At 50.8% G+C, this 26,123-nt stretch carries 24 protein-coding genes and 1 pseudogene; 23 read left to right on the top strand and 2 right to left on the bottom strand.

Annotated elements, in window-relative coordinates:
- The first annotated feature begins 156 nt into the window (after positions 1-156).
- The 22 genes from cobT to whiG all read left to right on the top strand — a co-directional run bounded on the left by cobT (position 157) and on the right by whiG (position 21,718).
- On the top strand, positions 157-1,209 hold the full coding sequence (gene cobT / locus VGK02_02505; protein HEY3373919.1) for a nicotinate-nucleotide--dimethylbenzimidazole phosphoribosyltransferase: 1,053 nt from the start codon (positions 157-159) through the stop codon (positions 1,207-1,209).
- Between the two features lie 78 nt (positions 1,210-1,287).
- Entirely contained in the window at positions 1,288-2,049 is a 762-nt protein-coding gene (cobS, locus tag VGK02_02510; GenBank protein HEY3373920.1) for an adenosylcobinamide-GDP ribazoletransferase, read from the top strand.
- Between the two features lie 15 nt (positions 2,050-2,064).
- Positions 2,065-2,655, top strand: coding sequence for a histidine phosphatase family protein (locus VGK02_02515; protein HEY3373921.1), 591 nt, complete (start codon positions 2,065-2,067; stop codon positions 2,653-2,655).
- A gap of 228 nt (positions 2,656-2,883) precedes the next feature.
- Complete coding sequence (gene hisC / locus VGK02_02520) at positions 2,884-3,993, top strand: histidinol-phosphate transaminase (GenBank protein HEY3373922.1); 1,110 nt, start codon at positions 2,884-2,886, stop codon at positions 3,991-3,993.
- A 298-nt stretch (positions 3,994-4,291) separates the two neighbouring features.
- Positions 4,292-5,317, top strand: coding sequence for a 3-deoxy-7-phosphoheptulonate synthase (gene aroF, locus VGK02_02525; GenBank protein ID HEY3373923.1), 1,026 nt, complete (start codon positions 4,292-4,294; stop codon positions 5,315-5,317).
- On the top strand, positions 5,317-6,420 hold the full coding sequence (locus tag VGK02_02530) for a prephenate dehydrogenase (protein ID HEY3373924.1): 1,104 nt from the start codon (positions 5,317-5,319) through the stop codon (positions 6,418-6,420). Before aroF ends, VGK02_02530 begins: the two co-directional genes overlap by 1 nt.
- Before the next feature lie 167 nt (positions 6,421-6,587).
- Complete coding sequence (aroA, locus tag VGK02_02535; protein HEY3373925.1) at positions 6,588-7,886, top strand: 3-phosphoshikimate 1-carboxyvinyltransferase; 1,299 nt, start codon at positions 6,588-6,590, stop codon at positions 7,884-7,886.
- Positions 7,887-7,934: 48 nt separating this feature from the next.
- On the top strand, positions 7,935-8,615 hold the full coding sequence (cmk, locus tag VGK02_02540) for a (d)CMP kinase (protein HEY3373926.1): 681 nt from the start codon (positions 7,935-7,937) through the stop codon (positions 8,613-8,615).
- Positions 8,605-9,219: a lysophospholipid acyltransferase family protein gene (locus tag VGK02_02545; protein ID HEY3373927.1), complete on the top strand. Its 615-nt coding sequence runs from the start codon at positions 8,605-8,607 to the stop codon at positions 9,217-9,219. Before cmk ends, VGK02_02545 begins: the two co-directional genes overlap by 11 nt.
- Positions 9,220-9,233: 14 nt before the next feature.
- The gene (locus VGK02_02550) at positions 9,234-10,079 is read left to right on the top strand and encodes a 4-hydroxy-3-methylbut-2-enyl diphosphate reductase (protein HEY3373928.1); all 846 of its coding nucleotides are present in this window, start codon (positions 9,234-9,236) and stop codon (positions 10,077-10,079) included.
- Between the two features lie 105 nt (positions 10,080-10,184).
- The gene (locus VGK02_02555) at positions 10,185-11,525 is read left to right on the top strand and encodes a DUF512 domain-containing protein (GenBank protein HEY3373929.1); all 1,341 of its coding nucleotides are present in this window, start codon (positions 10,185-10,187) and stop codon (positions 11,523-11,525) included.
- Position 11,526: 1 nt separating this feature from the next.
- Positions 11,527-12,837: a ribosome biogenesis GTPase Der gene (gene der / locus VGK02_02560; GenBank protein HEY3373930.1), complete on the top strand. Its 1,311-nt coding sequence runs from the start codon at positions 11,527-11,529 to the stop codon at positions 12,835-12,837.
- 11 nt (positions 12,838-12,848) lie between these two features.
- Positions 12,849-13,475: a glycerol-3-phosphate 1-O-acyltransferase PlsY gene (gene plsY, locus VGK02_02565; protein ID HEY3373931.1), complete on the top strand. Its 627-nt coding sequence runs from the start codon at positions 12,849-12,851 to the stop codon at positions 13,473-13,475.
- A 10-nt stretch (positions 13,476-13,485) separates the two neighbouring features.
- Entirely contained in the window at positions 13,486-14,502 is a 1,017-nt protein-coding gene (locus VGK02_02570) for an NAD(P)H-dependent glycerol-3-phosphate dehydrogenase (GenBank protein HEY3373932.1), read from the top strand.
- Between the two features lie 83 nt (positions 14,503-14,585).
- The gene (locus tag VGK02_02575) at positions 14,586-15,605 is read left to right on the top strand and encodes a glycosyltransferase family 4 protein (GenBank protein HEY3373933.1); all 1,020 of its coding nucleotides are present in this window, start codon (positions 14,586-14,588) and stop codon (positions 15,603-15,605) included.
- A complete protein-coding gene (gene otsB / locus VGK02_02580; GenBank protein HEY3373934.1) occupies positions 15,602-16,390 on the top strand; it encodes a trehalose-phosphatase in 789 nt (262 codons plus the stop codon). Before VGK02_02575 ends, otsB begins: the two co-directional genes overlap by 4 nt.
- A 75-nt stretch (positions 16,391-16,465) precedes the next feature.
- Positions 16,466-17,032 (top strand): epoxyqueuosine reductase QueH, encoded by a 567-nt coding sequence (locus VGK02_02585; GenBank protein ID HEY3373935.1) that lies wholly within the window; start codon positions 16,466-16,468, stop codon positions 17,030-17,032.
- Between the two features lie 45 nt (positions 17,033-17,077).
- Positions 17,078-18,100, top strand: a complete 1,023-nt coding sequence (gene queA / locus VGK02_02590) for a tRNA preQ1(34) S-adenosylmethionine ribosyltransferase-isomerase QueA (GenBank protein HEY3373936.1) — start codon at positions 17,078-17,080, stop codon at positions 18,098-18,100.
- A 205-nt stretch (positions 18,101-18,305) separates the two neighbouring features.
- A complete protein-coding gene (tgt, locus tag VGK02_02595; GenBank protein HEY3373937.1) occupies positions 18,306-19,424 on the top strand; it encodes a tRNA guanosine(34) transglycosylase Tgt in 1,119 nt (372 codons plus the stop codon).
- An 87-nt stretch (positions 19,425-19,511) separates the two neighbouring features.
- Positions 19,512-19,811 (top strand): preprotein translocase subunit YajC, encoded by a 300-nt coding sequence (gene yajC, locus VGK02_02600; protein HEY3373938.1) that lies wholly within the window; start codon positions 19,512-19,514, stop codon positions 19,809-19,811.
- A 100-nt stretch (positions 19,812-19,911) separates the two neighbouring features.
- The gene (gene xerC / locus VGK02_02605; protein HEY3373939.1) at positions 19,912-20,811 is read left to right on the top strand and encodes a tyrosine recombinase XerC; all 900 of its coding nucleotides are present in this window, start codon (positions 19,912-19,914) and stop codon (positions 20,809-20,811) included.
- A 121-nt stretch (positions 20,812-20,932) separates the two neighbouring features.
- Positions 20,933-21,718, top strand: coding sequence for an RNA polymerase sigma factor WhiG (gene whiG / locus VGK02_02610; GenBank protein ID HEY3373940.1), 786 nt, complete (start codon positions 20,933-20,935; stop codon positions 21,716-21,718).
- A 74-nt stretch (positions 21,719-21,792) separates the two neighbouring features.
- On the opposite strand, the gene VGK02_02615 is transcribed toward whiG, so the two are convergent.
- Positions 21,793-22,140: a hypothetical protein gene (locus VGK02_02615; protein ID HEY3373941.1), complete on the bottom strand. Its 348-nt coding sequence runs from the start codon at positions 22,138-22,140 to the stop codon at positions 21,793-21,795.
- 130 nt (positions 22,141-22,270) lie between these two features.
- Here VGK02_02615 and VGK02_02620 point away from each other — a divergent pair, with 130 nt between their 5' ends.
- A complete protein-coding gene (locus tag VGK02_02620; GenBank protein HEY3373942.1) occupies positions 22,271-23,893 on the top strand; it encodes an IS1634 family transposase in 1,623 nt (540 codons plus the stop codon).
- Between the two features lie 2,081 nt (positions 23,894-25,974).
- On the opposite strand, the pseudogene VGK02_02625 reads toward VGK02_02620, so the two are convergent.
- Positions 25,975-26,123 (bottom strand): annotated as a pseudogene (locus VGK02_02625) (IS256 family transposase).

The raw sequence follows: 26,123 nt of genomic DNA on the forward strand, positions 1-26,123 counted from the left end.
TTTTTGTTTTTACGCGCAAAACGCGCAGTTACCGCGGCGATTAATAATGAACATTATAAGCGCAGAGATTTTAGTACGAACTAAAACGAGCGGTAGCGGTTTTGCGCAAGATAACTGTGGGATAGTGTAGTCGGTACAAGAGAGGTTGATTGAAATATGGGATTACTGCAAGATACACTCGATAACATTGGGCTGCTCGACCGGGACGCTATGCAAGCCGCACGCGTACGGCAAAGGCGGCTCACGAAGCCGCCGGGAAGCCTCGGCGTGCTCGAAGATATATCGGTACAGCTCGCCGGTATCACCGGTAGTGTTTTGGCCGATGTTGGCAATAAAACTATTGTGGTCATGGCGGGGGACCACGGTGTTACCGAAGAAGGCGTATCCGCATTCCCGCAAGAGGTTACGGCACAGATGCTGCTTAATTTTGTAAACGGCGGTGCTGCGATCAACGTGCTGGCACACTGCGCAGACGCGAAGGTAATCGTTGTCGATGTCGGCGTTGCGGCGGATATACGGCATCCCGGAATATTTGGAAGAAAAGTGCGCGCCGGCACTGCAAATTTTGCACGGCAATCGGCTATGACGCGCCGTGAAGCTATCCAAGCGCTTGAGGTCGGCATTGAAATTGCCGACTCTGAGATCGACGCAGGTGCGCAATTACTGGCGACGGGTGATATGGGCATTGGAAACACAACCGCGAGTACCGCGCTCCTTTCGGCCTTAACCGGAAAGCGGGTTGAAGAAGTGGCGGGGCGCGGCACGGGTATCGAGGATAAAACGCTGGCCCATAAAAAAGCCGTGATCGAAGATGCGATTAAGTTCCATGCGCCCAACCCGGACGATCCGATAGATACGCTCGCTAAGGTCGGCGGGCTGGAAATTGCCGCGCTCGCCGGGTTGATACTCGGTGCGGCCGCGCGACGTGTGCCTGTTGTTGTGGACGGGTTTATATCGAGCGCGGCCGCACTTGTCGCGGGTAAGCTGAGCCCCCAGGCGGTAAGCTACATGATTGCTTCACACGTATCGGTCGAGCCGGGCCACAGAGTAATTCTCGATACCCTGGGGCTAAAGCCGATGCTCTTCATGGACATGAGGCTCGGCGAAGGTACGGGTGCGGCGCTGGCGATGATGATGGTAGAAGCCGCTTCCAAAATTATAAAAGAAATGGCGACATTCGGCGAAGCCGGAGTCAGCGATAAAGAATAGCGAGACTGATTATATAATGTTTAAAGCAAAGAGCTACGCCGAAATGGTGCAATTACAGCAAACAAGCAGGGGTGGGCTATGTTAAGGGCTTTCCGGCTGGCGTTATCATTTTTATCGATACTTCCCGCCGGGCTGAAGGATGAAGTCGACGACCGCACGATTCGCGGCTCGGTTGTATTCTTCCCGGTAGTCGGAGCGATTATCGGCATAATTCTCTTGGCGATCGGATGGCTGGCGAAAAACATTCTTGAGCCGCTCGCCCTAAGCGCCGTCATCGTAGTCGCGCTGGCGGTTCTCACACGCGGCCTGCACCTCGACGGTCTCGCCGATACGTTCGACGGTCTTTTCGGCGGAACGGGCAAGGAGTGCATACTCGACATAATGAAGGATTCTCGTATCGGCAGTTTCGGGGTCGTGGCAATCGTTGCCGTTCTGTTACTAAAGGCCGTAATTCTTGCACAGATACTTGGGCAATCCACATGGCTCGCCGTGCTCGCGCTCGTTGTATTCCCGGTTATTGGGCGCTGGTCGGCGTGTGTCTCGCTCGGTACGCAGCGGTATGCGAGAGGCTCCGGCGGGCTCGGCGAGTCATTTACCAGGCTTAGCGATACGCGCGTGGTGATAGCGACATCTATTATTACGCTCGTTGTTGTTGGGTCGCTGCTGTTATTGTGGACGGTTCCCGTGATGCTTAGCGCGCTCGCTTTAACTCTTGCGTTCAATGTGATGGTTGGCCGCAAGATCGGCGGAATTACAGGGGACACGGTCGGGGCGATTGTTGAAATCAATGAAGTCGCAGCGTTACTGGTGATGGCTATAATCGCACTAGTCGCCAAGTAGTAAGCTGGAGATTGGATGATGAAACTTTATCTTGTCAGGCACGGCGAAACTGAATACAACGTGCAGGCTCGATTCCTTGGTAGAACCGATGGCGATCTTTCGGAAATCGGTTTGGGACAAGCACGTGAGGCGGCACAACAGTTAGCCGGGGTGAACGTCCGGGCGGTGTTTTCGTCAGACTTGCGGCGCGCACGAGTAACAGCTGAATTAATAGCAGCTCAACATGGCGTTGATGTTGTGCCGGTGCCTGAGTTCAGAGAAATTGATTTTGGAGCCTGGGAAGGTCTGACATACGCCGAAATCGAGGCGCTTGATAAAGAGTACGTTGCTCAATGGGTCAAAGACCCGTTTACGGTCGATATCCCGGGCGGCGAAACCTGGCAGGCGTTTAAAAGAAGAGTGCTCGGGACGCTTAATCGTATTGTTGCCGTGCATACCGATATAGTCGAGCATGGTGAGGCTACAGCTCCGCATAATGAAATTATCATCGTTGCCCACGGCGGCCCGATACGGCTTATCGTGACCGTACTGCAAAACGACGAACGGGAAGTTTTTAAGACCTTTTGGCCAAAACCGGGTAGTATTACCGCCATTGAACTTACTTAAAATCTGCGCGTAGCAGATAAGCGGCAAATAACGTTGTGAGCGAAAGCCAGATCAAGTGGTGCAAAAGCATAACGGCAGTATGTATTCACAAATATTGCGCTTAATATGCAATTAAGCACGTATACACATTGTAGGACCCCATAATACGTGATAAAATTCGTTTAATCTTTAGTATTTCAGCATCCGGCTTGTAGTTCACGGCGGTTGCCTATATCTTTGGAGGGTCGTATGAGAAGCGCAGCATCGCTCGAAACAATTATTCGAAGAGGCCTCGAAACCATAAAGCCGTACGAGTCGGGCCGTCCGATCAGTGTGGTCGAAAAAGAGCTCGGTATCAGTGAGGCGATTAAGCTCGCTTCCAACGAGAGCCCTTACACACCGTTCGAGAAGGTCATCGAAGTAATGCGCGACGAAGCTCCCGCTGTAAACAGGTATCCGGACGCCGGATGCACCTTCTTGCGTGAAAAAATCGCGGAAAAGCTTAATGTGCCGGCGTCGCAGGTAATTGTCGGAAACGGTTCCAACGAGTTGCTCGTACTGTTAGCCGACGTCTTGCTCAATCCCGAAGACAATGCGGTTTTTGCCGACCCTTCTTTTATCATATATCAAACAGCGGTAAAGCTCATGAACGCAAAATCAGTCATAGTGCCCCTTGAGGGGCATACGCATGATCTTAATGCGATGGCCGATGCTATCGATGAGAATACGAAAATCGTCTTTATCTGTAACCCGAACAACCCGACCGGTACTATAGTCAGGCGCGATGAGGTCGAAAGATTCTTAGAAAGGGTGCCGGAAACCGTCGTTACCATCTTCGACGAGGCGTATTTTGAGCTCGTAAACGACCCGGAATATCCCAACGGGCTTGATTATATAAACGGCGACAAACCGGTTGTCGTGCTGCGGACGTTCTCAAAAGTGCACGGTCTTGCCGGTTTGCGTGTGGGGTATGGTATCGCCCCGGAAGTTATCGCAACTACGATTAATAAAGTGCGCGAGCCGTTTAACGTAAACTCGATAGCCCAGGCGGCGGCGATGGCAAGCCTCGACTGCGACGCGGAGGTTGCGGAGCGAAGCAGGCTTAACTACCAGGGATTACATTATTTCTACAAGGAATTTGATCGCCTTAAACTCGACTATATTCCGTCGCATGCGAACTTCGTCCTGGTCGATATAGGAACAAATGATCGTGAGGCTTCACTTGAGCTAATGAAAAGAGGTATAATAGTTAGGTCAGGTGATATTTTTGGGTATCCTAATTACCTGAGACTAAGTGTAGGCACGCCCGATGAAAACGCTCGTTTCATCGGAGCGTTGGAAGATCTGATACGGAAGTAAGAAAGGAGCACCGATATGAATGCCAACATTAAGCATTGCGTAACCCCATATACGCCTGCGAGCAGGTGCTACCTCTATTACTACTACTGCGCATAAACGAAAACAGGTCTGTTTTCACTCATCCGTTACCTGAGATTTCGGAAATTGTAAACCGGCTTTTTGCTGCCGGAAGCGTTTCAGGTATCAAGGCGCAAACGCGCCGCAAACACCAAGTTTAAAATCGAAGCGAAAACTAAAAAAGTATATTTTGTTGTGTAACCAACCAGATACCCCGTGGGTTTTAAGGAGTGTTGCCACTATGATGATAGTTATGCGCGAGGGCGCGTCAGAACAACAAGTCGAGCATGTCATTGAGCGTATACAAGGTACGGGCGCAGACGTACACATATCAAAAGGTGAGTTCAGAACGGTAATCGGCGTCATCGGCGATAAAGAGCCGGTCGCTGCTTTGCCCCTTGAGGGCTTTGAAGGCGTCGAAAATGTAATCCAAATCATGAAGCCATACAAGTTTGTGAGCAGCGATTTCCGGCACGAACCGACCCTTATCGAGGTCGGCGGTGCTGTTATTGGTGAAGGGTTTTTCAATGTTATGGCGGGGCCCTGTTCGGTTGAATCACTGGAGCAAATGATTGCTACTGCAAACGCAGTTCAGAGCGCAGGAGCAACGGTGCTTCGGGGAGGGGCATTCAAACCAAGGACCTCGCCATACAGCTTCCAGGGCATGGGAGTTGAAGGGCTAAAGCTATTAGCCGAGGCAAGGAAGGCGACGGGGCTTCCAATAGTCACAGAGGTAATGGACCCGCGCGATCTGGAGGCGGTCGCTGAATACGCAGATATTATTCAGGTGGGCGCCCGTAATGCCCAGAACTTCCTGTTGCTTAAGGAAGTAGGAATGCTGAAAAAACCGGTTCTGCTCAAGCGTGGTCTCGGAAACACCGTCGAGGAGACGCTTATGGCCGCCGAGCATATTGTGAAGGGCGGTAATACCGAAATCATCATATGCGAGCGCGGCATTCGAACATTTGAGACATACACGAGAAATACGCTCGATATTAGCGCAATTCCGCTTATTAAACAGCTTAGCCACCTGCCGGTTATCGTTGATCCGAGTCACGCGGCAGGTAAGAAAAACCTGGTCGAGCCACTAACGCTCGCCGGGCTTGCGGCGGGCGCCGATGGTGCGATGATCGAAGTACATCCCAACCCTGAAGCCGCGCTTTGTGACGGGCAGCAATCGCTCACATTCGAGCAGTTTGATGGAATTATGCGCAGAGTCCGCAAAGTTGCGGAGGCATTTGGCAAAGAAATGATGGTGCCGGCGTAATGACGACGAAGATTGCGATTCTTGGTTTAGGCCTTATAGGCGGCTCGCTCGCCGCTGCATTTAAGGAACTGGATAACGGCTATAAAGTCACCGGATACAACCACAGGCCTGCTGCAATAAACGAAGCGTTGACAGGAGGAATCATCGATAAAGGCGCTTCAAGCATCGGCGAGGCGGTAGCGGACGCGGACGTAATATTTATCTGCGTACCGGTAGGCAGAATAGCCGCATATGCGCTCGAAGCAGCACAAAAGGCAAAAGCAGGCGCGATTATAACCGACGTCGGCAGCACAAAGGCCAGTATCGTGGCCGACATCGAGCCGTTAATGCCGCCCGGTGTGCATTTTATCGGCGGTCACCCGATGGCCGGGTCTGAGAGGATTGGCGTCGGAGCTGCAAATCCGCACCTTTTTAGAAACGCGCACTACCTGCTTGCGCCGACAAGATCGACCGATATGGGTGCTTACCAGCAATTACATACGCTGCTGACATCTATCGGCGCCAATGTGCTTGCGATCGACCCCGAGAAACACGACCGGGCGGTCGCGGTGATAAGCCACCTGCCGCATATGGTGGCGGCTTCTCTTATGAACCTGGCGCAAGGTGAGAGCGATAGAACAGAGAACCTGCTTCTGCTTGCTGCAGGCGGTTTCAAAGACACGACGAGAATCGCTGCGGGCAGCCCGAATATGTGGGTTGATATCTGCCTTGATAATAAAGACGCGCTGCTGTACTCGCTGGAAAAAATGACCGCCATGTTGGAAGGGCTCATGCATGCGCTCGAGGACGAAGATAGGACAAGGATCAACGATATTCTTGCGCAAGCGCAAGATGCGCGAATAAACATGCCGTCAGCGCTCGGCAAGCAGATTGAACGCCTCTATGAACTTTACGTTCCGGTTTCGGATAAGCCGGGTGTTATCAGCGACATTACGCTTACGGTCGGGCAAATTGGGGTGAACATCGAGGATATCGAAATCCTTCATATCAGTGAGCGATCCGGTACGCTTCGCCTCACCGTACCGGAGAAACAAAATGCTGAGCGAGCCGCGCATGCTCTTATCGAGAAAGGGTATGAAGTAGACGTACGCACACAAGGGTAATATAGTGAACATATGCGAGGGCGCATGCTGATAGTCGTCACTAGCGGCATACACCAGAGCTTGTGTAGTAAATACGGTACATATTATAGTAAGGATATACCGTGCGCCCTGCGGTACGCGCAAAACCATGGTACAAAAGATGTGCAGGCACATGGAGAACAAAACTTATGCAGCTTAAAGTATCAAAAGCGAATAAGATAGCAGGCCGCATCACTGTCCCGGGGGATAAATCGATATCACACCGGGCGGTTATGCTGGGCGCTATAGCCGACGGGATAACCAGAGTGACCGGTTTTCTGCCTGCCGATGATTGCATCAGCACGATGCGCTGCTTTAAAGCGCTCGGTGTAAAAATCGAGCAACCGGGCGATACGGAGCTCATCATCCATGGCGTTGGCCTAAAGGGGCTGCGTGAGCCCGATGACGTGCTGGATACCGGTAATTCAGGGACAACAACCCGCATATTGCCGGGAATTTTAGTCGGGCAAAATCTTTACGCTATTCTTAACGGGGACGAGTCCATACGGCGACGGCCGATGGGGCGCATTGTCGACCCGCTGAAGCTCATGGGGGCGCAGATATGCGGGCGCGCCGGCGGCAAATTCGCGCCGCTTTCAATCTACGGTTCGGCGCTTCGAGGCATCGACTACGAGATGCCGGTTGCGAGCGCTCAAGTAAAAACGTCGCTTCTTCTCGCAGGGCTTATGGCCGATGGTGAGACCGTTATTTCTGAGACATACAAATCGCGCGACCATACCGAGCGCATGCTCAAACTATTCGGTGCGGATATCACGGTCGACGGTACTCACTATCGGATCCGTGGCGGACAAAGGCTTATCGCGACTCACGTTGATGTGCCGGGAGATATATCAAGCGCCGCGTTTTTCATAGTGGCGGCTCTTATCCTGAAAGACTCCAAAGTTATGATAGAAAACGTAGGCGTTAATGAGACAAGAACAGGAATTATCGACGCGCTGTACCGGATGGGAGCGCAGATCACATTTGTCGACCAAAAAATGATCAGCAATGAACCGCGAGCGACGATAGAAGCATCCTCCTCTAATTTGATCGGTACAAAGATACGGGGGCAGCTCGTACCACGGCTGATTGACGAAATCCCGGTATTAGCCGTTGCCGCGACGCAAGCAAACGGTAAAACAGTGATAAGAGATGCGCAAGAGCTTCGCGTAAAAGAGAGCGATAGAATCGCCGCGCTTGGAAGAGAACTGCGAAAAATGGGGGCTCATGTCAGCGAACTTGAAGACGGGATAATAATTTCGGGCCCGACACCGCTCCGGGGTGCTAAAGTGAAGAGCCACGGAGATCATCGTATTGCAATGGCGCTGGCCATCGCGGGCATGGTCGCGGACGGCGAGACCATCATAGAAAACAGCGATTGCATCGCAATCTCATATCCTCGGTTTGAAGAAACTCTCCATAGATTACTCGATACCGCTATTGAGTAAAATAAATCCAGATAGCTATGAAAATTACATTTTGATACTATATTAAGCATGATTATTGCAATAGACGGCCCGGCTGCGTCAGGTAAAAGCACCGTGGCTAAAGAAGTGGCAAAGAGACTAGGGTTTAACTACATCGACACCGGTGCAATGTATCGTGCGGTGACCATGAAAGCGCTCAAAGAAAAGATTGATGTAACGAATAAGACTGCGCTTGCCGCATTGGCCCGAGGGGTGGAGATCGATATCAAAGAGCTTAGGCCGAGTCACTACGCGATCACGATCGATGGCGAGGACGTAACCGAAGCGATTCGTGCTCCCAAGGTAAGCGCAAACGTATCTGCGGTTTCTAAAATCCCCGGAGTTCGAACAGCGCTTGTAAAGAAACAGCGGAGTTATGCGGATGTCTATGACAATATGGTCGTTGAAGGCCGGGATATCGGCACGGTCGTATTTCCAAATGCCGAAGTAAAAATATTTTTACAGGCATCGCCGATAGAACGGGCGAAACGACGTTACCGCGAACTCAAAGAAAAGGGCCACAATATCGACTTGCCGGTTGTTGAGCGAGACCTGGTAAAACGGGATAACACCGATTCAACCCGTGCCACCAGCCCGCTTCTTAAAGCCCTGGATGCATATGTGGTGGATACAACGGATAAAACCATCGGCCAGGTGGTCCAGGAGATCATCAATATTGTAGAGAAGAGCAGGAAGGCCGATGTTCTATAAACTGGTTTGCGCGTTGCTCGCGCTCTATATGAAGCCGGCGTACCGATATGAGATCACCGGCAAAGAAAACATCCCAAAAAAAGGTCCCGTGATTCTCGCCGCAAACCACATGAGCTACTTTGACCCGATTATGATCGCTTTTGTGGGGAAACCGCGCCCCGTCAACTTTATGGCCAAGGCCGAGCTTATTAAGATTCCCCTGCTCGGCCGGGCGCTCAAGGCATTGCATACGTTTCCGGTAAAGCGCGGTCTGGCCGATAAAGGCGCGATATCATATGCGCTGAAAGTGCTGGCCGATGGAGAGGTGCTGCTCATCTTCCCGGAAGGGACGCGGCATAGGGATGGGAAACTGGGCGAGCCGTTTTCGGGTGTTACATCGATGGCGCTAAAGACCGGCACCCCGATTGTGCCGGTCGGTATTATCGGAACCGATAAGGTCAAGCCCAAAGGGAGCAAGTTGCTTAAGTTTCCCAAGATAAAAGCGCATATCGGCGAACCGATTATGGTCGAAAAGGCGTCGGCCGCCGAGCGAAAAGCTAGAGAAGCGGAGCTTGCCGCACAGATGATGAATGAAATAAAGAACCTGATTTCAGGTGAACGCTAAGGTGAAAATATAAGATGGAAATTACGATAGCCAAGCATGCCGGGTACTGCTACGGTGTACAACGAGCATTAAAAATAGCGCGAGAGGCCGCGGATAGCTCGCCTAAGCCGATACACACCCTGGGGCCGATCATTCATAACCCCCAGGTTGTTGAATCGCTTAAACAGCAAGGTGTGAACGTTGTTAACTCGGTTGAAGAGGCCGATTCGGGCACCATTATTGTTCGCACACACGGCGTCGACCCGAAGATCATAGCAAAAGTGCAGGAGAGCGGCCTTACGCTCATTGACGCAACCTGCCCGTTTGTCGCAAAAGCCCAGGAAAGGGCCGCCGACCTCATCCGAAACGATTATAAAGTTGTAATTCTTGGCGAGCGGAATCACCCGGAAGTTGTTGGCTTGCTGGCCTATGCCGGCAGCCGCGCAGTGGTAATTGAGAACGCGCGGGAGCTCGAAAGGTTCGATATAATACAGCGCGTCGGCGTGGTCGTGCAAACAACGCAGTCGATAGAGAATCTAAAAAACGTTGTAGATGAGCTTCTCAATAAAACGAAAGAGCTTAAGGTGTTTAATACGATCTGCAACGCGACAAGCCAGCGGCAAAGCGCGGCAAAAGAGTTATCGGAATCGGTGGATTTGATGCTGGTCGTCGGCGGTAAAATCAGCGCCAACACGACACGGCTCGCGCAAATATGCCTGGAAAGCAACAAGAAGACCTACCACATAGAGACCGCGGATGAGATCGACGAGGCGTGGCTAACCGGCATCGACCAGGTCGGCATAACAGCCGGTGCCTCAACCCCCGACTGGATACTGCAGGAAGTCATCGACAAGCTCGAAGAGCTCGATAGAAACCGCTAAAGCGAAAGTCTAAGCAACTCCACACCTCTCAAGCGCTAAAAACCAATGTCCTCGACCCGGTGTCTCGATAATGCTATCATGTTTCCATCCTAGGGGGGGGACATAGTGAGTTCTGCAGAAATATTAGAAGTCATACAAGGAAGCCTGGCCGAAACGCACGGATTGAAGCCCGGAGATCACATCGTATCGATAAACGGCCGGACGCTGCGCGATATACTCGATTACCAGTTTTGCGTAGCCGACAATCATCTTGTGCTCGAGCTCGTACACGAGAGTGAACGCCGATTCGTGCGTATAGAAAACCCGGGTTTTGAGAGCCTGGGTTTGCGTTTTGCGACGTCCCTTTTTGATGGTATAAAAACGTGCGCTAATAAGTGCGTATTTTGCTTTATCGACCAGCTGCCGCCGGGGATGCGGGATGCCGTCTACGTTAAAGACGACGATTTCCGGCTTTCATTTTTATACGGCAACTTCGTGACGCTTACCAATATGCGCGATGACGATATCGATCGGATTATTGATGATCGCCTCAGCCCTCTTTATGTGTCGATTCATGCAACCAACCCGGAGCTGCGCGCCCGGATGTTGGGCAGGAAGAAGACGGACACGACCCTCGAGCGCCTCAAGCGCCTGTCGGACGCGGATATCGAACTTCACATACAGATGGTGATGTGCCCCGGCTTAAACGACAAGCGCGAACTCGACGGGTCGATTGAGTATCTAGCAAACGGATATGACGGTATCACGTCGGTCGGGCTGGTACCGGTTGGGCTTACCGGCTATAGGCAAGGCCTCTATCCTTTGCGTTCGTTCGAAAAACAAGAGATAATAGAACTTGTTGAACAAGCCGGAGTATGGCAAGACAAGTTTGAAAGCGAGAAAGGCTCGGCCTGGCTCTATATTGCGGACGAGTTTTATATTACCGGCGGATTTGAACTGCCGCCGTCTCAGCACTACGGGGATTATCCGCAGATCGAAAACGGCATCGGCCTGTCACGGCTTTTTGTCGATGAGGCTGCGGATATGCTCGACAGCATACCGGAGGACGAGCATAGCAGCGATAATACAACGCCGGAATCCCGCATCGCTTCGGTAACAGGGGAATTATTCGCACCGATATTAAGCGAGATTGCACAAACGCTGGCGCATAAAACCGGCGTCGTGATCGATGTAATCCCGGTTAGAAACTCTTATTTCGGAGGAAAAGTTAATGTGACCGGTCTTCTCACAGGCTCGGATATCGTTACGGGTGTCGAAGCTTGGCTTGAGAATCATACTCGACCCGATATCGTGCTTGTGCCCGATATCGTGCTTAACGCCGACGGCCTGTTGCTCGACGGTTATACGCCTGAGAAGGTTGAAAAAGAGATCGGGGCGGCGGTTCACATTACAGAGTGTTCCGGTAGCGGTTTTGTAGACAAAGTTATGGAGATAGTGAAGAAATAATATGACATATCCTTTAGTTGCGGTTGTAGGACGACCGAATGTTGGCAAATCTACGCTGGTAAATCGCATTGTCGCCTCCCGAGAAGCGATCGTGCATGAGACATCGGGCGTGACTCGGGATCGAAATTACGTCGACACCGAGTGGAACGGCAAGATGTTTACGATTATCGATACGGGCGGTCTCGATTTTGGCGCCGACCTTACCATGGGGCGGCAGATTACGCAGCAGGCGATGCTCGGCATAGAGGAAGCCGATGTCATCGTTTTTGTTGTCGACGGTGTTGTGGGTGAAATGCACGAAGACCAGATGGTGGCAAAGATTTTGCGAAGCTCGGACAAGCCCGTTATTCTCGCCGTAAATAAAATTGATGATATAATCCACGAGGCCGCGATTTACCCGTTCTACAATCTCGGGTTGGGCGAACCGTTCCCCGTATCGGGTGTGCACGGTCTCGGTGTAGGCGATCTCCTGGACGCGATAACGGCGCTTTTACCGGAGGTTGAACGGGTTGAAGAGCCTGACGAGATAAAGATAGCGGTTGTCGGCAAGCCGAACGTCGGTAAGTCGTCGATTGTAAACAGGCTGCTGGGTGAAGAACGCGTTATCGTAAGCGAGGTTGCCGGCACTACCCGCGACGCCATAGATACCGTATTTGAAAAAGACGGTATCACCTACCGCTTTATCGATACGGCCGGCCTTCGCAGGCAACCCCACCTGAAAGAAGACCTGGAGTACTACAGCTTTATTCGTGCGCTAAAAGCCCTGGATAGGGCAGATATCGCGGTGATTGTTGTCAGCGCTGAAGAAGGCCCGACCACGCAGGATCAAAAAATCGCGAGCCTTGCAGAAGAACGCGGGTGCGCGAGCATCATCGTGCTCAACAAATGGGACGTCGTCGAAGATAAAGAGAAAAGCGATAAACTCGAAGCGGGCATTGAGAACAAGCTCAGGTTTCTCGATTACTCGCCGCGCTTAAAGGTGTCCGCCACAACCGGCCGTGGCATTGGGAAGCTGTACGCTACGTTTAACGAGGTTATGGCGGAGTACAATAAACGGGTCTCGACCTCATCGATTAACGGGATGGTCGGAATGATAAAAGAAGAAGGATTCCAGCCCGCCAAGGGTGGGCGCACACTTAAAATCTCGTATGCGGCTCAAGTCGGGACACGACCCCCGTCGTTCGTGTTCTTCGTCAACCACACGCAGCTTGTAACGCCCTCATATGAGCGATATATTGAGAATCAAATACGAAAACTCTACGGATTCACCGGATGCCCGATAAGCGTCCGCTTTAGAAGCAAATATAAATAGGGGATCGGCCTTTGATAGGTATTGCCGCAGCAATAATCTTATTCGCGTATATTTTTGGATCAGTGCCGTTTGGCCTGGTTATTAGCAAACTCTTTTTCAAGGCGGATATCCGCAAATTCGGAAGCGGCAACATCGGTGCGACAAACATGTTTAGAGCGTTTGGCCCGGTCGCCGGTGCTGCCGTTCTGGCGTGTGATTTTCTGAAAGGCTTTATTCCCGTCATCATTGTGGATTTAGCGTTTCCGTCAAATTCAGCGTTTGTGCTGTGGGTCGGAGTGGCCGCAGGCCTAGCCGCGATTCTAGGGCACAGCTATTCGATATTCTTGAAGTTTTCCGGCGGCAAAGGGATGAGCACGGCCGGCGGTATGGTGACCGGGTTATGGCCGATTACGATACCGATTCTCGTTATCGTTTGGATTGCGCTCATTGCGATTACCAGATATGTATCGCTTGCATCGATTATTGCAGCGATAATGCTGCCGGTCCTTGTTTCGTTTATATATCCGAGAAAGGAATTCATAATCTTCTCGATAATCGCGGCTATCGTGGTGATATACCGTCACCGTTCGAATATTGGCCGCTTGCTTAATGGAACTGAGCTGAGAATAGATAAAAAGGTCACTTTGGAGGAAGATTAATCTGAAAGAGATTGCAGTCATCGGGGCGGGAAGCTGGGGGACAGCGATCGCAAATCTCCTGGCAAATAAAGGATACGCCGTAAATCTTTGGGCCCGTGATGAGTCGGTGGTCACGGCGATAAACGAGACGCATCGCCACCCAAAATATTTAAGAGATATTGTTATTCATAACGACGTCAGGGCTACCGGAGATATTGAAAGAGCGCTCGCGCGTGCCGGCTTTGTTGTCATGGCAACACCATCACACGCCATGCGTGAAAGTGCTGTTGCGGTAAAACCCTACGTTCGAGACGATGCTATCGTGGTAAGCCTTGCAAAGGGTGTAGAGTGTGAGACGTTAAAGCGTATGTCGGAAGTATTAAGCGAAGAGATGCCGCCCAAGGTAGCCGTGCATATAGGTGTGCTGTCCGGCCCCAATCACGCAGAAGAGGTTAGTAAGAACATCCCTTCGGCGACGGTAGTCTCAAGCAGGAGTCGCGGCGTTGCGGCAGAGATGCAAGATGTCTTCATGACCCCATTTTTTAGGGTATATACGAACCCCGATCTTGTCGGCGTAGAGATAAGCGCGGCGGTCAAGAACGTGATAGCTATAGCCGCGGGTATCTCCGATGGTCTTGGTTACGGTGATAACACGAAGGCATCACTCTTAACCAGGGGGCTTGCTGAAATAGCAAGGCTTGGCGGGAAGATGGGCGCCGACGTTAGAACGTTCGCGGGCCTCGCCGGCATTGGCGATCTGGTTGTGACCTGCATGAGCAAGCACAGCCGAAATCGTGCCGTTGGAGAAATGATAGGTAAAGGCATGACTCCCGAACAGGCAAACGCCGAGATGACTATGGTGGCGGAAGGCGTGCGAACGGCGAAAGCAATTGTCAAGCTTGCCGAGCGTTGCCAGATACACATGCCGATCAGCGAGAATGTGCACGATGTGCTGTATAACTCCAAGAATCCATTCGCCTGCGTATCCGAACTCATGTCACGCGGAGCCATTGAAGAAGTACATGGCTTAGCCTGGGAAATAGACTGATATATAGCAAGCGTGGTTTATTTATTGCTCGGTTGTGCAACAAATAGATTAGTGATTGCGTGAAAAAAAGGAGAAAACGCGTAATGAAAATTCTATTGATCGCACCGCCGTGGATTCGGGTCCCACCTAAAGGATACGGCGGGATCGAATGGGTAGTCTCACTTCTTGCCGATGGGCTTGCCGATAGGGGGCATGATGTCACCCTGTTTGCAACCGGAGATTCTGAAACAAAAGCCACCTTAAAGTATACCTTCGATGTAGGACAGACGGCTAAAATGGGCATGATGATGTATGATGCCACGCAGGCCAGCGAAGCGTTTAAAATCGCCGACGAGTTCGATATCGTGCACGACCACAATGGCTTTGTTTCGGTCGCGATGTCACATCGCCTAAAGACACCTATGCTCCACACGCTTCACGGGCCGTTTACCGAGGACACCTCCATCTTTTATAAGCATTTCAAGGATGCTTGCTACTACAACGCCATCAGCGAGTACCAGCGCAGCTGTTGCCCGGAACTTAATTATGTGAACACCGTCTACAATGCGATTGATGCCGCTAACTATCCGTATTCCGAGGATAAGGAAGACTATCTTATCCTGGTCAGTAGGGTCAGTCCGCTAAAAGGCACGCACCTTGCGATAGAAGTGGCAAAAGAGCTTGGCGAGCGGCTTATACTGGTCGGTAAGGTTGACCCATGCGACATGGAGTACTTCAAAGAAAAGGTAAAGCCCCACATCGACGGGAAACAGATATTCTTCACCGGCGAGATCGGAGAGCAAGATAAGCGTAACCTTCTCATGAAAGCAAAGTGCTTTATCTTCCCGATACAGTGGCCGGAACCTTTTGGCCTGGTTATGGCCGAGGCGATGGCATGCGGCACGCCGGTTGTAGCTATACGAAACGGCTCGTCACCCGAGGTGCTCAACGGCGCAAAGGTAGGCTATATCGTTGATGCGGTTGAAGAGATGCCCGCCGCAGTTAAGAAAGCGGCCGAGATCGATCCAAAGGTATGCAGAGAATACGTCATTGCAAATTTCAGCCCTGAACAAATGGCGGCGAATTATGAAGCCAACTACGAACTAATGCTAGAGCGCACATGATAGATACCTTACATAAGGCGCTGGAATCGTTCAAGCGGTCTTCCGGCTCATGCGGGATATTTAGCGATCTCGACGGGACGCTAAGCGGCATCGCCCCCACGCCTCAACAAGCAACAATCAGCGAAGAGGTGCGGCAGATAATCAGAGCGCTGGTAGAGAAATATGCGGTAGTATCCGTTGTAAGCGGACGAAATTCCGACGACGCAAAGAAAATCGTCGGAGTCGATGATATCGTATACGTTGGAAACCACGGGCTTGAATGGATCCAGAACGGTACGCAGCATTATGTAGATAATGCTGCCGAATACATAGCTCTAGCCCCACAACTTTCTACGGAACTTTCGCGTGTGCTCAATGTGCCCGGCATCGTACTTGAGATAAAAAAACTCGGCTTTTCCGTGCACTACCGTCTTGCCGAAGATAAACCGGCAACCGAAGCGCTCGTAAAAGCGGCAATAGCGCCGGTTTTGCAAAAGTATCCGGTGCGCGCATTTGAAGGGCGCTACGTTATCGAGCTCAAACCGGATGTCCCGATTAATAAGGGTGATGCGGTCGTGGCACTGATCAGGCATTATGGTCTTCGGAATGCCATATACATAGGCGACGATATTACCGATGTCGATGCGTTTACCGCGCTCAGAGAGCTGCAAGCCAAAGGAACATTGCACTCGGTTTCAGTCGGCGTCATGTCACACGAGAGCGCACCCGAGATAGAGCTGGAAGCTGACTACGTTGTGCCGGACGTTGCCGCGGTGCAGGCGCTTCTCGGGTGGTTGGCAAGTTAGTATAAGCACTTAGTGGTTTTTGCAACCGCATACCTCTCATTGATTGAAACCCTCAAGCAAAATACAATATATAACATGGAACGAATCTTATTACACACGTGCTGCGGGCCGTGTTTTATCTACCCGCATAGCGTGCTTACCGAGACATATGAAATAGAGGCGTATTACTTCAATCCGAATATACACCCATCAATGGAGTATATCCGGCGCTTGGAGGCACTCTCGGATTACTGCAAAGCGAACGAGGTTGTGCTGCATGTAGGCGAATACGATCCGCTTGTCTATCTTCGCGCTGTATCCGGTAGTGAGGATGCCCGCTGCGGGATGTGTTATAGTATTAGGCTGATGGAGGCCGCCCGTTTTGCGGCCGCTCAGGGGTTTAGCGCTTTAACGACTACGCTTTCCGTAAGCCCGTATCAGGACCACGAACTTTTGCAGCGGATCGGCGCCGAGGCCGCGCAAGCGTACGGCATCGAATTCCGCTACTTTGATTTTCGACCCGGATTTAGGGGCGCACAGGAACGGGCAAAAGAGCTGGGGATGTACCGGCAGCCGTATTGCGGTTGCATCTACAGCGAGCTTGAACGTTACGCCAAGAAGCTGGGCAAGGCCGAAGAACGAGCATGGACAAAAACCGAGTAAGACATAAATAAGCATTAGATATTGATTCGTTGTTAAGGCGGCAATGTGAGGACTGAAGAATTCGATTACGATTTACCCAAGGAATTAATAGCTCAAGACCCGGTTGAGCCGCGAGATGCCTCGCGGCTTATGGTTGTCGACCGGAAAACCGGTTTAATCGAACACAAAATATTTCGCGACGTACAGGATTATCTTCGGGCGGGCGATTGTCTTGTTATAAACAACACGCGGGTGATACCGGCTCGCTTGAAAGGCGAGAAAGCGCACACCGGCGGCAAAGTCGAGATCTTCTTGCTGGCCGAAGTAGAGAAGAATCTGTGGGAAGCTCTGGTAAAGCCCGGTAGGCGGCTGCAACCCGGCGCTGAAGTTGTTTTCGGTGACGGCAGGCTTATCGCCAAGATCGAAAAGCGTTTAGCCGGTGGGGAACGCCTTGTGTCGTTTAGCTATGAGGGCGATTTTGACGAGCTTATAGATGAACTCGGGAATGTGCCGTTGCCCCCATACATTACAAAACCGCTCGATACGATGGACAGGTACCAGACGATCTACGCCCAAGAGCGCGGTTCGGTGGCTGCGCCGACGGCCGGCTTGCACTTTACGCCGCAACTCATGAAGCGGATCGACGAACAGGGGATTACCAATGTAGCCGTTACCCTGCGGGTCGGCATCGACACGTTTCGCCCGGTCCGAGAAGAAATTCTTGAAGACCACAAAATGCACAGCGAGCTCTACAGCGTTACGCCCGACGCAGCGGCCGTGATCAACGAGGCGAAGCAGCGGGGCGACCGCATCGTCGCGGTCGGCACGACATCGGTGCGTGTGCTCGAAAGCGCCGGCAGAAATGGAACACTTGAGGCCGGTACCGGCAGCACAAGTCTATTTATCTATCCCGGTTATGAGTTTAGAATGGTCGATACTATGATAACGAACTTCCACTTGCCGAAATCGACGCTTCTCATGATGGTTGCGGCCTTTGCCGGAAAAGACCTCATTATGAAGGCGTATGCTGAAGCGGTAAAAGAACGCTACCGGTTCTTTAGCTTCGGCGACGCTATGCTTATTTTGTAACAGATAAAAGTTAAGCAGGTGAGCACAATTACTACAGGGAATTATATGCTTGAGGCGAAGCGCAACGGTTTGAGCTGTTCGCGGGATACAAACGCGAGACGAGCGTCCCGTTTTACCAGAAAATCGGGTACGAAATAATAAAAACGAAGAAACTGTCCGGTACGTTTACCCGGGTCTTTATGGAAAAGGAAAACAGGCAAACGCGATGATTACATATACGCTGGTTCATGAAGATAAGAAGACGAAGGCGCGAGCGGGCATTATCCATACACCGCACGGTGATATCAAAACTCCTGTATTTATGCCGGTCGGCACACGCGCGACGGTCAAAGCGATGGCGCCCGAAGAGCTGGAGAAACTCGGCGCCCAGATTATTCTTTCGAATACGTATCATCTTTACCTTCGTCCCGGCCACGACCTTATCAAGAAGGCGGGCGGTTTACACGACTTCATGCACTGGAACAAGCCTATCTTAACCGATAGCGGCGGCTTCCAGGTCTTCAGCCTAAGCGCGATACGAAAAATATCGGAAGAGGGTGTCGAGTTCCGCTCGGTCGTTGACGGTACAACGCATTTCTTCACGCCCGAGAAAGTCATGGAGATCGAAGAAGCCATCGGTGCGGATATCATCATGGTGCTTGATGAATGCACCAGCTATCCGGTCGATAAAGCATACGCCGACGAGGCGCTTGTGCGAACGTACCGATGGGCGAAACGATGCAAAGAGTCTCACGTTACCGACCAGGCGCTTTTCGGTATCGTCCAGGGAAGTACCTACGAAGACCTGCGTAAGAAGAGCGCAGAGCTTACGGTAGAACTCGATTTTCCGGGTTACGCAATCGGTGGCTTAAGCGTCGGCGAGCCGGCGGACCTGATGCTTGAAATTCTCGACTATACGGTGCCGGTACTACCGAAAGAGAAGCCGCGTTACGTGATGGGTTTGGGCGATCCGGCAAGCCTCATAGAATCGGTCGCGCTCGGCGTCGATATGTTCGATTGCGTGCTGCCGACCAGGGTTGCGCGAAACGGCCTTGCGATGACTTCGGTTGGTAAGCTTAACATGAGAAACGCAAAATATTCGGATGATTTTTCTAAACTCGACCCAAACCACAGCTGCTATACGTGCGATAATTATTCGAGGGCATATATCCGCCACCTGGTAAAAGCGGGGGAAATCTTAGCAGCGCGCCTGCTGACCTGGCATAACCTTGCATATCTCGTCGACTTAATGGCTCAAGCCCGAGAAGCAATCATCGAGGATAGATTCGCCGAATTCAGAGCCGCTTACCAGGCGAGCCATGAAGATGATTTTAATACAATCTAAAAGGGAAGATATCAACAAAGATATTCGTAAAGAGCAGAATCAAAACGTTGTTATACCGGAGAAAGATGATGCAGTAAAGGAGTCAATATGCTAACAGGCCAAACCAGCGGTACGCTCGTGATCATCATCTATATCTTTATATTCATCGCAATTTACTACTTCCTGCTCGTTCTGCCGCAGCGCAGGCGGGCGCAAGAGCGCGGTAATATCATCAGTAATCTTAAAGTAAACGACAACGTGGTCACGATCGCCGGCATATACGGCAAGGTTAAAAGCATCGAGGAAGATACAGTTATGCTTGAGATCGCCGATGGTGTTGTGATAAAAGTCGCAAAAGACGCCGTCGCAGGGATTATCATACCGGGAGCGGAAAATCCGCCGTCATAGGAAACGCCAGGACAACCGCCGAGCCAGTCGGAATAAGCAGGAATACTAAAGTAAAGCGAAGAATTCTACTACTAAACACAATTTGCAGGATGGATGCAGCATGGATGAAGCCCTCGACCGTTTTGTCACATTTCTAGCCGCAGAGCGAAACCTCTCCGAGAACACCGTCGATGCATACGGGAGCGATATCCGCCAATTCCTTGGATACATAAACGAGGCGGGTATCGATTATACAAAGGTGACATATAAAACGCTTCGAAACTATCTTGGCTACTTACAGGTTAAAAAAATCGGAAGACGCAGCATCTCGCGTAAGCTCTCCGCCATCCGCGCCTTTTACGCGTATAGCAACCGTACCGGTGCCGTCGATGTAAACCCTGCGGAACTGGTATCGGCGCCAAAAGCCGAGCGTAAACTCCCGAAGTTTATGCAAGAGGACTCGGTCGTCATGCTGCTGTCCGCGCCCGATATTTCAACACCGGCCGGCCTTCGCGATAAGGCGATGCTCGAAATGCTCTACGCCGCCGGTATTAGGGTAAGCGAGTTGGTGGGCCTCGATCTTGATAGCATCAACTACGGCTCGCTCGAGGTAAAAGTACTTGGAAAGGGCAGGAAAGAGCGCATCGTACCTATTCACAATGACGCGGCGAACGCCGTTCGCAGCTATCTAAAAGACGGCCGAACCACAATGACGGCAAAACGAAAACCCGAGGCAGGCGCGACAAAAGCCCTATTCCTTAACTACATGGGCGAGCGTTTATCAACGCACGGCGTTCGCTTGATTATGTCGAAGTATGTGAGGCAGGTGGGTTTGAGTTGCGGGATAACCCCACACGCGGTTCGCCACTCATTTGCCACGCACTTGCTGGAAGCGGGGGCCGATCTTCGCTACGTTCAGGAGCTTCTTGGGCACGTTGATTTATCTTCAACGCAGGTTTATACTCATTTAAGCAAGGCACGACTCAAGGACATTTACATGCGCTCGCACCCGCGCGCGTAATATTCGCTAAACTTTTTAATAAACAAAACGATATTGTAGGTAAGGCTTTTTATAGCACGTTTTACAGCAATTAGTCGCGACAGCCGTGCTCGCAAAAGGGCACACGGGCATGGAGGCAGCAGTGGAGCTACGACGCGAAACAAACATAAGCGAGCTTTGGTTAGACTTTAAAACAAACGAATGCCAGGATGCCCGCGATAATCTTATCCTTCATTACGCGCCGCTTGTAAAATACATTGCCGGCCGTATTTCCGCAAACTTGCCCCAAAGCGTTGACCAGGCAGACCTTGTTAGCTATGGTATTTTCGGGCTTATCGATGCCATCGAAAAGTTCGATATGAGCCGCGAGATCAAATTCGAGACATATGCGATCAACAGGATTAAAGGCGCAATTATCGACGAGATACGTGCCCTCGATTGGGTTCCGCGCTCGGTTCGTTACCGTGCCCGCCAGCTAGAACGCGTTTTCTACGATCTTGAGAATCAGCTCAGACGCCCGCCGACGGATCAAGAAGTCGCACAGGCGATGGGCGTCACCGTAGAAGAGCATAATGACCTTCTAAGCCAGCTCAGCTACACATCCGTGCTAGCCTTAGAAGAACTCTGGAACGTTGGCGATAAAGACGATAAGGTCAGCCTCATCGACAGTATCGAAGACGCATCAAGCCCCGATCCTGCGCAAACCTTCGAGTTCGCTGAGATCAAAGAGATACTTGCCGACGCCATCCGCAAACTCCCGGAACGCGAGCGCACGGTTATCTCATTCTACTACTACGACGGCCTCACACTTCGCGAAATAGGCGAAATTTTGGGCGTCACCGAATCCCGCGTCTCCCAGCTGCACACAAAAGCGATCCTTCGCCTCAAAGCAAAAATGCGCAGCGCGCAGGTAATCCAGAGGGATTAGCTAGAACAAGCGAATCAAAGACCAAACATCACCAACGCAAATGGATTAAAGAAGCCCTGATTAAAAGACTCACGTCATTTAGTTCGAATCCGATCCGGAGAGCCAAAAAGTCCTAATTCGAACTTTTTATGCACGAATAGAATTTCGTATATAGGAGTGAATTCAGCTCTGGCAACAGAGCCGTCTTTATTTATATAGACTTTTTTGAAAATCGCATTATTAAATAACTCTTTTGTCGGTTCCAAGCCATTCTTGTAACCGATTCCGCAGCTCGTAGCCGCTTTAATTGCCAGCATTAATCTGCGTTCGATTAAATCGGTCTGTGCTGTTATAGCGGTTAGCAGCTCTTGAGCTTCATTCATTTCCTTGTCTATGCGGTCTTTCTCTTCCTGTAAAACCCGAGTTCCGCAGTTGATAGGCATTCTTAGCCGCTTTAAAACCCAAATGTGCAGGCAGGAAGCCGTGTCGCATCATGGAATGACAAGCAAGCGTAGGCACACGTTATGCACCATTGCCCTTGACTGTAGGTTTAAATCTCCATAGCATGTAGGCATGTACTTGCGAACGATATCCCGGAAGAACAAAGACGGCTCAGTTGTTCGATACCTACAGCTAGCCCACAATGTGCGAAACGAAAAAGGACAAGCCCAAGCCAATGTCGTCTACTCCTTCGGACGAGAAGATCAGCTCGACCGTGAAGCTTTAGCCCGATTGGTGAAAAGCATCGCTCGCTTTCTTGAGCCGGGCGAAGCCCCGGAAGCATCGGCCGGGCTCTCTTTTATCTCCTCAAAGCCGTATGGGGCGGCCTACCTTCTGGACTGCCTCTGGCATCGCCTTGATATTGGTGAGACGCTTAAAGGGCTACTGAAAGACCGGCGCTTTGCAGTCGACGTCGAGCGCGTCATTTTCGCCCTTGTTGCCAACCGCGCACTTGCCCCCACCTCGAAACGAGCGGCAACCGCGTGGGTGGAGCATGATGCCGTTATCGACCGCCTGGGCAGCTTAAGCGATGATCATGCCTACCGGGCGATGGATTTTCTTCTTGAGGCCGATGACGCCATCCAGCGCGAGGTCTTCTTTTCCGCTGCCGACCTTTTAAACCTTGAAGTCGATTTGCTCTTCTTCGACACCACCTCGACCTACTTTGAAACGGAAGAAGAGGACGATTTTAGAATGTACGGACACTCGAAAGACAGGCGTGAGGACCGGCCCCAGGTTGTGGTGGGCCTTGCGGTCACCCGCGAGGGCATCCCGGTGAGGGCCTGGACGTTTCAGGGCAACACCGCCGATATGAGCGTAATCCAGAAGGTCAAAGACGATCTTCGGCAGTGGCGCCTGAATCGGGTTATCTGGTGTCTAGATCGGGGATTTACCTCGGAGGAGAACCTGCGCTATCTTACGCGAGCCGGTGGCGGCTACATCGCCGGGGAGAAACTTCGCTCTGGCACCCCGCTCACCGAGGCCGCGCTCTCGAGGGCCGGGCGCTTTTCTGTGGTAAAAGACAACCTCAAGGTCAAAGAGATCACCGTCGGCGACGGTGAACGGAGACGCCGCTATGTGCTCTGCGTCAACCCGGCAGAAGCGGAGCGGGATCGGCTACAGCGGGAGGAGACCATCGCCCGCCTTGAGGAAGAGCTTGCAGCATTAAAGCAACTCAAAGGCAAGCCCCACAAAAAGGCGGCCTGTGAGCTACGTGCCCATAAAAGCTTGGGGCGCTATCTCAAACAAAAATCCGACGGCACCCTTGCAATCGCCAAGGCCAAGATCAAAGCAGAAGCAAAACTTGATGGCAAATTCTTGCTTTCAACCTCCGATGACACCCTCTCGGCGGAAGACATTGCCCTTGGCTACAAGCAGCTTGCAGAAGTCGAGCGAGGATTTAGAGACTTAAAGCACACCCTGGAGCTTCGGCCCATCTACCACAGAAAGGAGGAGCGCATCCGTGCCCACGTCACCCTATGCTTTCTCGCATTGCTGTGTATCCGGGTAGCCGAGATGGAGGCGAAGAAAACCTGGCGGGCCATAAAATCGGAATTGAACCGGATGCACCTCGGGGCGTTCGCCGGTCCCACCGGCAAGGTGCTCAAGCGAACCGAGATGACCCCAGCTCAAAGGGACATATTTGCTGCTCTTTCGATCAAAGAGCCACCGCTTTTCATCGAGATAGTTCCGTAGGCACACACGCTTTTTTTGCTGATCTTCATTCCCCCTGCATAACGGCCTGTTTTGGGCTGCATTTGTCTACGAACTGCGGAACCCCAGTGAGGAGGACAGCAAGTATGAATATTAGTAGGATTAAAGACTTTCGTTTATTATGGTTGATTGCTGTTACGTTGCTAATTTTTAGCATCCCTTTGGTAACCGCTTTGGCTGCCGCTCAGCGATGAAAGGGTGCAGTGCAATTCCTTTCACTGCCTTGATTTTACAGGTTGCCATCCACTCTTAGCTACTGGTTCAAGCTGGCGGGCTCATATTATTGATGCTGAGCCGGATAGGGGACTAAAGCAACGTTTTTGCAAGTTAATAAAGCCTTAATATATTACCCATGTAAACTACGTTGAAATGACTTTGGTTAATTGGTGTCCAAAGGAATCTACTTAGACGCTAGCGCTAAAGCACAGTTGCTCCAAAAGTTCGAAAATTGCCCGCTCCGCGGAGCAAAACATCTGTCCGGGCAACCTCAAATTCTACTGTTTGATTCTATTTCCAATAAACATTAGCCCTGCGGCACATAAATACATGCCCAGTATGAGGCCATACCATTTGAAGATTCCAGGGGTTAGAGCTAAGTAAAACCCAGCGGGTAAGGCTAAAATCACTGCAATATACATAAGGGCTGGTCGTTTGGTATACACCGATACCAAGGAAAGAATAGCAGGAACTACTATCAAGATAAAAGTATTAACGATTGCATTTACTGAACTTGATTTCACGTATGGGTTCAAGAAATTGATCTTTAACCAAAAGTAGAAGCCAAATATGATAATGAATACCGAGAACAGGTAAGCGGCTCTCCGTACAATAAGCGAACTGCCCATATTTCTGAGAAGCATTTACACCACCCATCAAGATTAGTGCCTACCCTTGCCGTAATGATAACCAAGAATATGGCAAACGTAAATGTATTAATAATTTAGATGAAAAGCGCTTGTATTAAATATTTACTATAAGTATTATAACATTATGGTACTAGAATACGGTATTATGTCAAGCCAAGGCGTCAATAACATATTAAAGGAGGTATTTATAGAATAAACGTATAGGTAGCAACATAATAAGGTCAGGTTAGAGGGTAAGTTGAAGGTAGTCGTAAAGGAGGACATAGTGCGAAGACAAGCAATTTCCGTTATCCTATCGTGTCTCATGTTGCTTTCAATATGTTTGGTTCCTGCTTCGGCTAGTGAGACTGCTCAAGTACAGAAAGTATTAAAGCCAGCAAGCGATAGCTATATCGTGCTAGACAAAGTTGAATTTACGGACGATGGTAATAGCGCGCATGTTGTTGTCAAAGATCATTTTAGGCCTGAGTGTGCTAGCCAAGCCTACACAATGATATTGATGGCAAGCAGGGAACATATAAAACAGTAAAGAAAGCTCCGCTTGCGGTGCAGGCACAACCAGATGCAGGTTACTCTGCTGCTACAACGACTAGGTACAATTGGGTGAAACTTAGCACAAGAGACCCTTTTGGATACGAAGTGTGCGCTACCAAGTTAAGAGTCGACTGGTACGATTATGGCGGTACCTTAGGGTTCAGAAGCCATAGCGAGAATGCCTGGGCTGCTAATCCAACGCCCCCAGGGACTCATTGGTACAATAGTAGCTATTTTATTGCTGATCCATATATTTATTATGCTTGGTCTAGATTAGATCAGTCAGGAAACGCAAGGTGCTATAACTATGATTTTCAAAATACTAGCTTGCGAACTGATGCGGCCCACTATATGACAATTACCTGTTATGCAGGAGGTGCTGCCAATTACACCTCGAGCTGGGACGTAACGGGTGAATACTATTGGTTGTTACATGCCGACGTCTTTAGTGGTTACGGGACGTATTAATAGTTGTATTAAGCAGAATAGACGGCATACCGTTGATTTACACGGTATGCCGTCTATTTAGTTATGGTTGTGCATAGCACACGAGCACAACCGCTCCAAAAGTTCGAAAATAGTCCGGAGCTATTGTCAAATGTTGTGGATAGCATCCTAAGCCACAACCCTTCCTTCTAGCTTCACAAGTTCAATCCCGTCTTTAAAAACAACGCCCTCCCGTACTTTTGCGACCAAATGCGGTGCCCTAATACGGTACCATCGCTTCTCGGCAGATTCGAGCAACTTAAACGCCATAGTAAGCCCGGCCTCTCGGGAGCCGGCTCCTTTGGTGACTCTCGTTCTTAGCTTCA

The organism is Candidatus Aquicultor sp., from assembly GCA_036504445.1.
Classification (GTDB): Bacteria; Actinomycetota; Aquicultoria; order Aquicultorales; family Aquicultoraceae; genus DASXVE01.

Excerpts from the sequence above, each read along its gene's own strand:
- cobT (HEY3373919.1), top strand. The coding sequence starts at position 157 with ATGGGATTACTGCAAGATACACTCGATAACATTGGGCTGCTCGACCGG.
- cobS (HEY3373920.1), top strand. The coding sequence starts at position 1,288 with ATGTTAAGGGCTTTCCGGCTGGCGTTATCATTTTTATCGATACTTCCC.
- VGK02_02515 (HEY3373921.1), top strand. The coding sequence starts at position 2,065 with ATGATGAAACTTTATCTTGTCAGGCACGGCGAAACTGAATACAACGTG.
- hisC (HEY3373922.1), top strand. The coding sequence starts at position 2,884 with ATGAGAAGCGCAGCATCGCTCGAAACAATTATTCGAAGAGGCCTCGAA.
- aroF (HEY3373923.1), top strand. The coding sequence starts at position 4,292 with ATGATGATAGTTATGCGCGAGGGCGCGTCAGAACAACAAGTCGAGCAT.
- VGK02_02530 (HEY3373924.1), top strand. The coding sequence starts at position 5,317 with ATGACGACGAAGATTGCGATTCTTGGTTTAGGCCTTATAGGCGGCTCG.
- aroA (HEY3373925.1), top strand. The coding sequence starts at position 6,588 with ATGCAGCTTAAAGTATCAAAAGCGAATAAGATAGCAGGCCGCATCACT.
- cmk (HEY3373926.1), top strand. The coding sequence starts at position 7,935 with ATGATTATTGCAATAGACGGCCCGGCTGCGTCAGGTAAAAGCACCGTG.
- VGK02_02545 (HEY3373927.1), top strand. The coding sequence starts at position 8,605 with ATGTTCTATAAACTGGTTTGCGCGTTGCTCGCGCTCTATATGAAGCCG.
- VGK02_02550 (HEY3373928.1), top strand. The coding sequence starts at position 9,234 with ATGGAAATTACGATAGCCAAGCATGCCGGGTACTGCTACGGTGTACAA.
- der (HEY3373930.1), top strand. The coding sequence starts at position 11,527 with ATGACATATCCTTTAGTTGCGGTTGTAGGACGACCGAATGTTGGCAAA.
- VGK02_02575 (HEY3373933.1), top strand. The coding sequence starts at position 14,586 with ATGAAAATTCTATTGATCGCACCGCCGTGGATTCGGGTCCCACCTAAA.
- otsB (HEY3373934.1), top strand. The coding sequence starts at position 15,602 with ATGATAGATACCTTACATAAGGCGCTGGAATCGTTCAAGCGGTCTTCC.
- VGK02_02585 (HEY3373935.1), top strand. The coding sequence starts at position 16,466 with ATGGAACGAATCTTATTACACACGTGCTGCGGGCCGTGTTTTATCTAC.
- tgt (HEY3373937.1), top strand. The coding sequence starts at position 18,306 with ATGATTACATATACGCTGGTTCATGAAGATAAGAAGACGAAGGCGCGA.
- yajC (HEY3373938.1), top strand. The coding sequence starts at position 19,512 with ATGCTAACAGGCCAAACCAGCGGTACGCTCGTGATCATCATCTATATC.
- xerC (HEY3373939.1), top strand. The coding sequence starts at position 19,912 with ATGGATGAAGCCCTCGACCGTTTTGTCACATTTCTAGCCGCAGAGCGA.
- VGK02_02615 (HEY3373941.1), bottom strand. The coding sequence starts at position 22,140 with ATGCCTATCAACTGCGGAACTCGGGTTTTACAGGAAGAGAAAGACCGC.
- VGK02_02620 (HEY3373942.1), top strand. The coding sequence starts at position 22,271 with ATGTACTTGCGAACGATATCCCGGAAGAACAAAGACGGCTCAGTTGTT.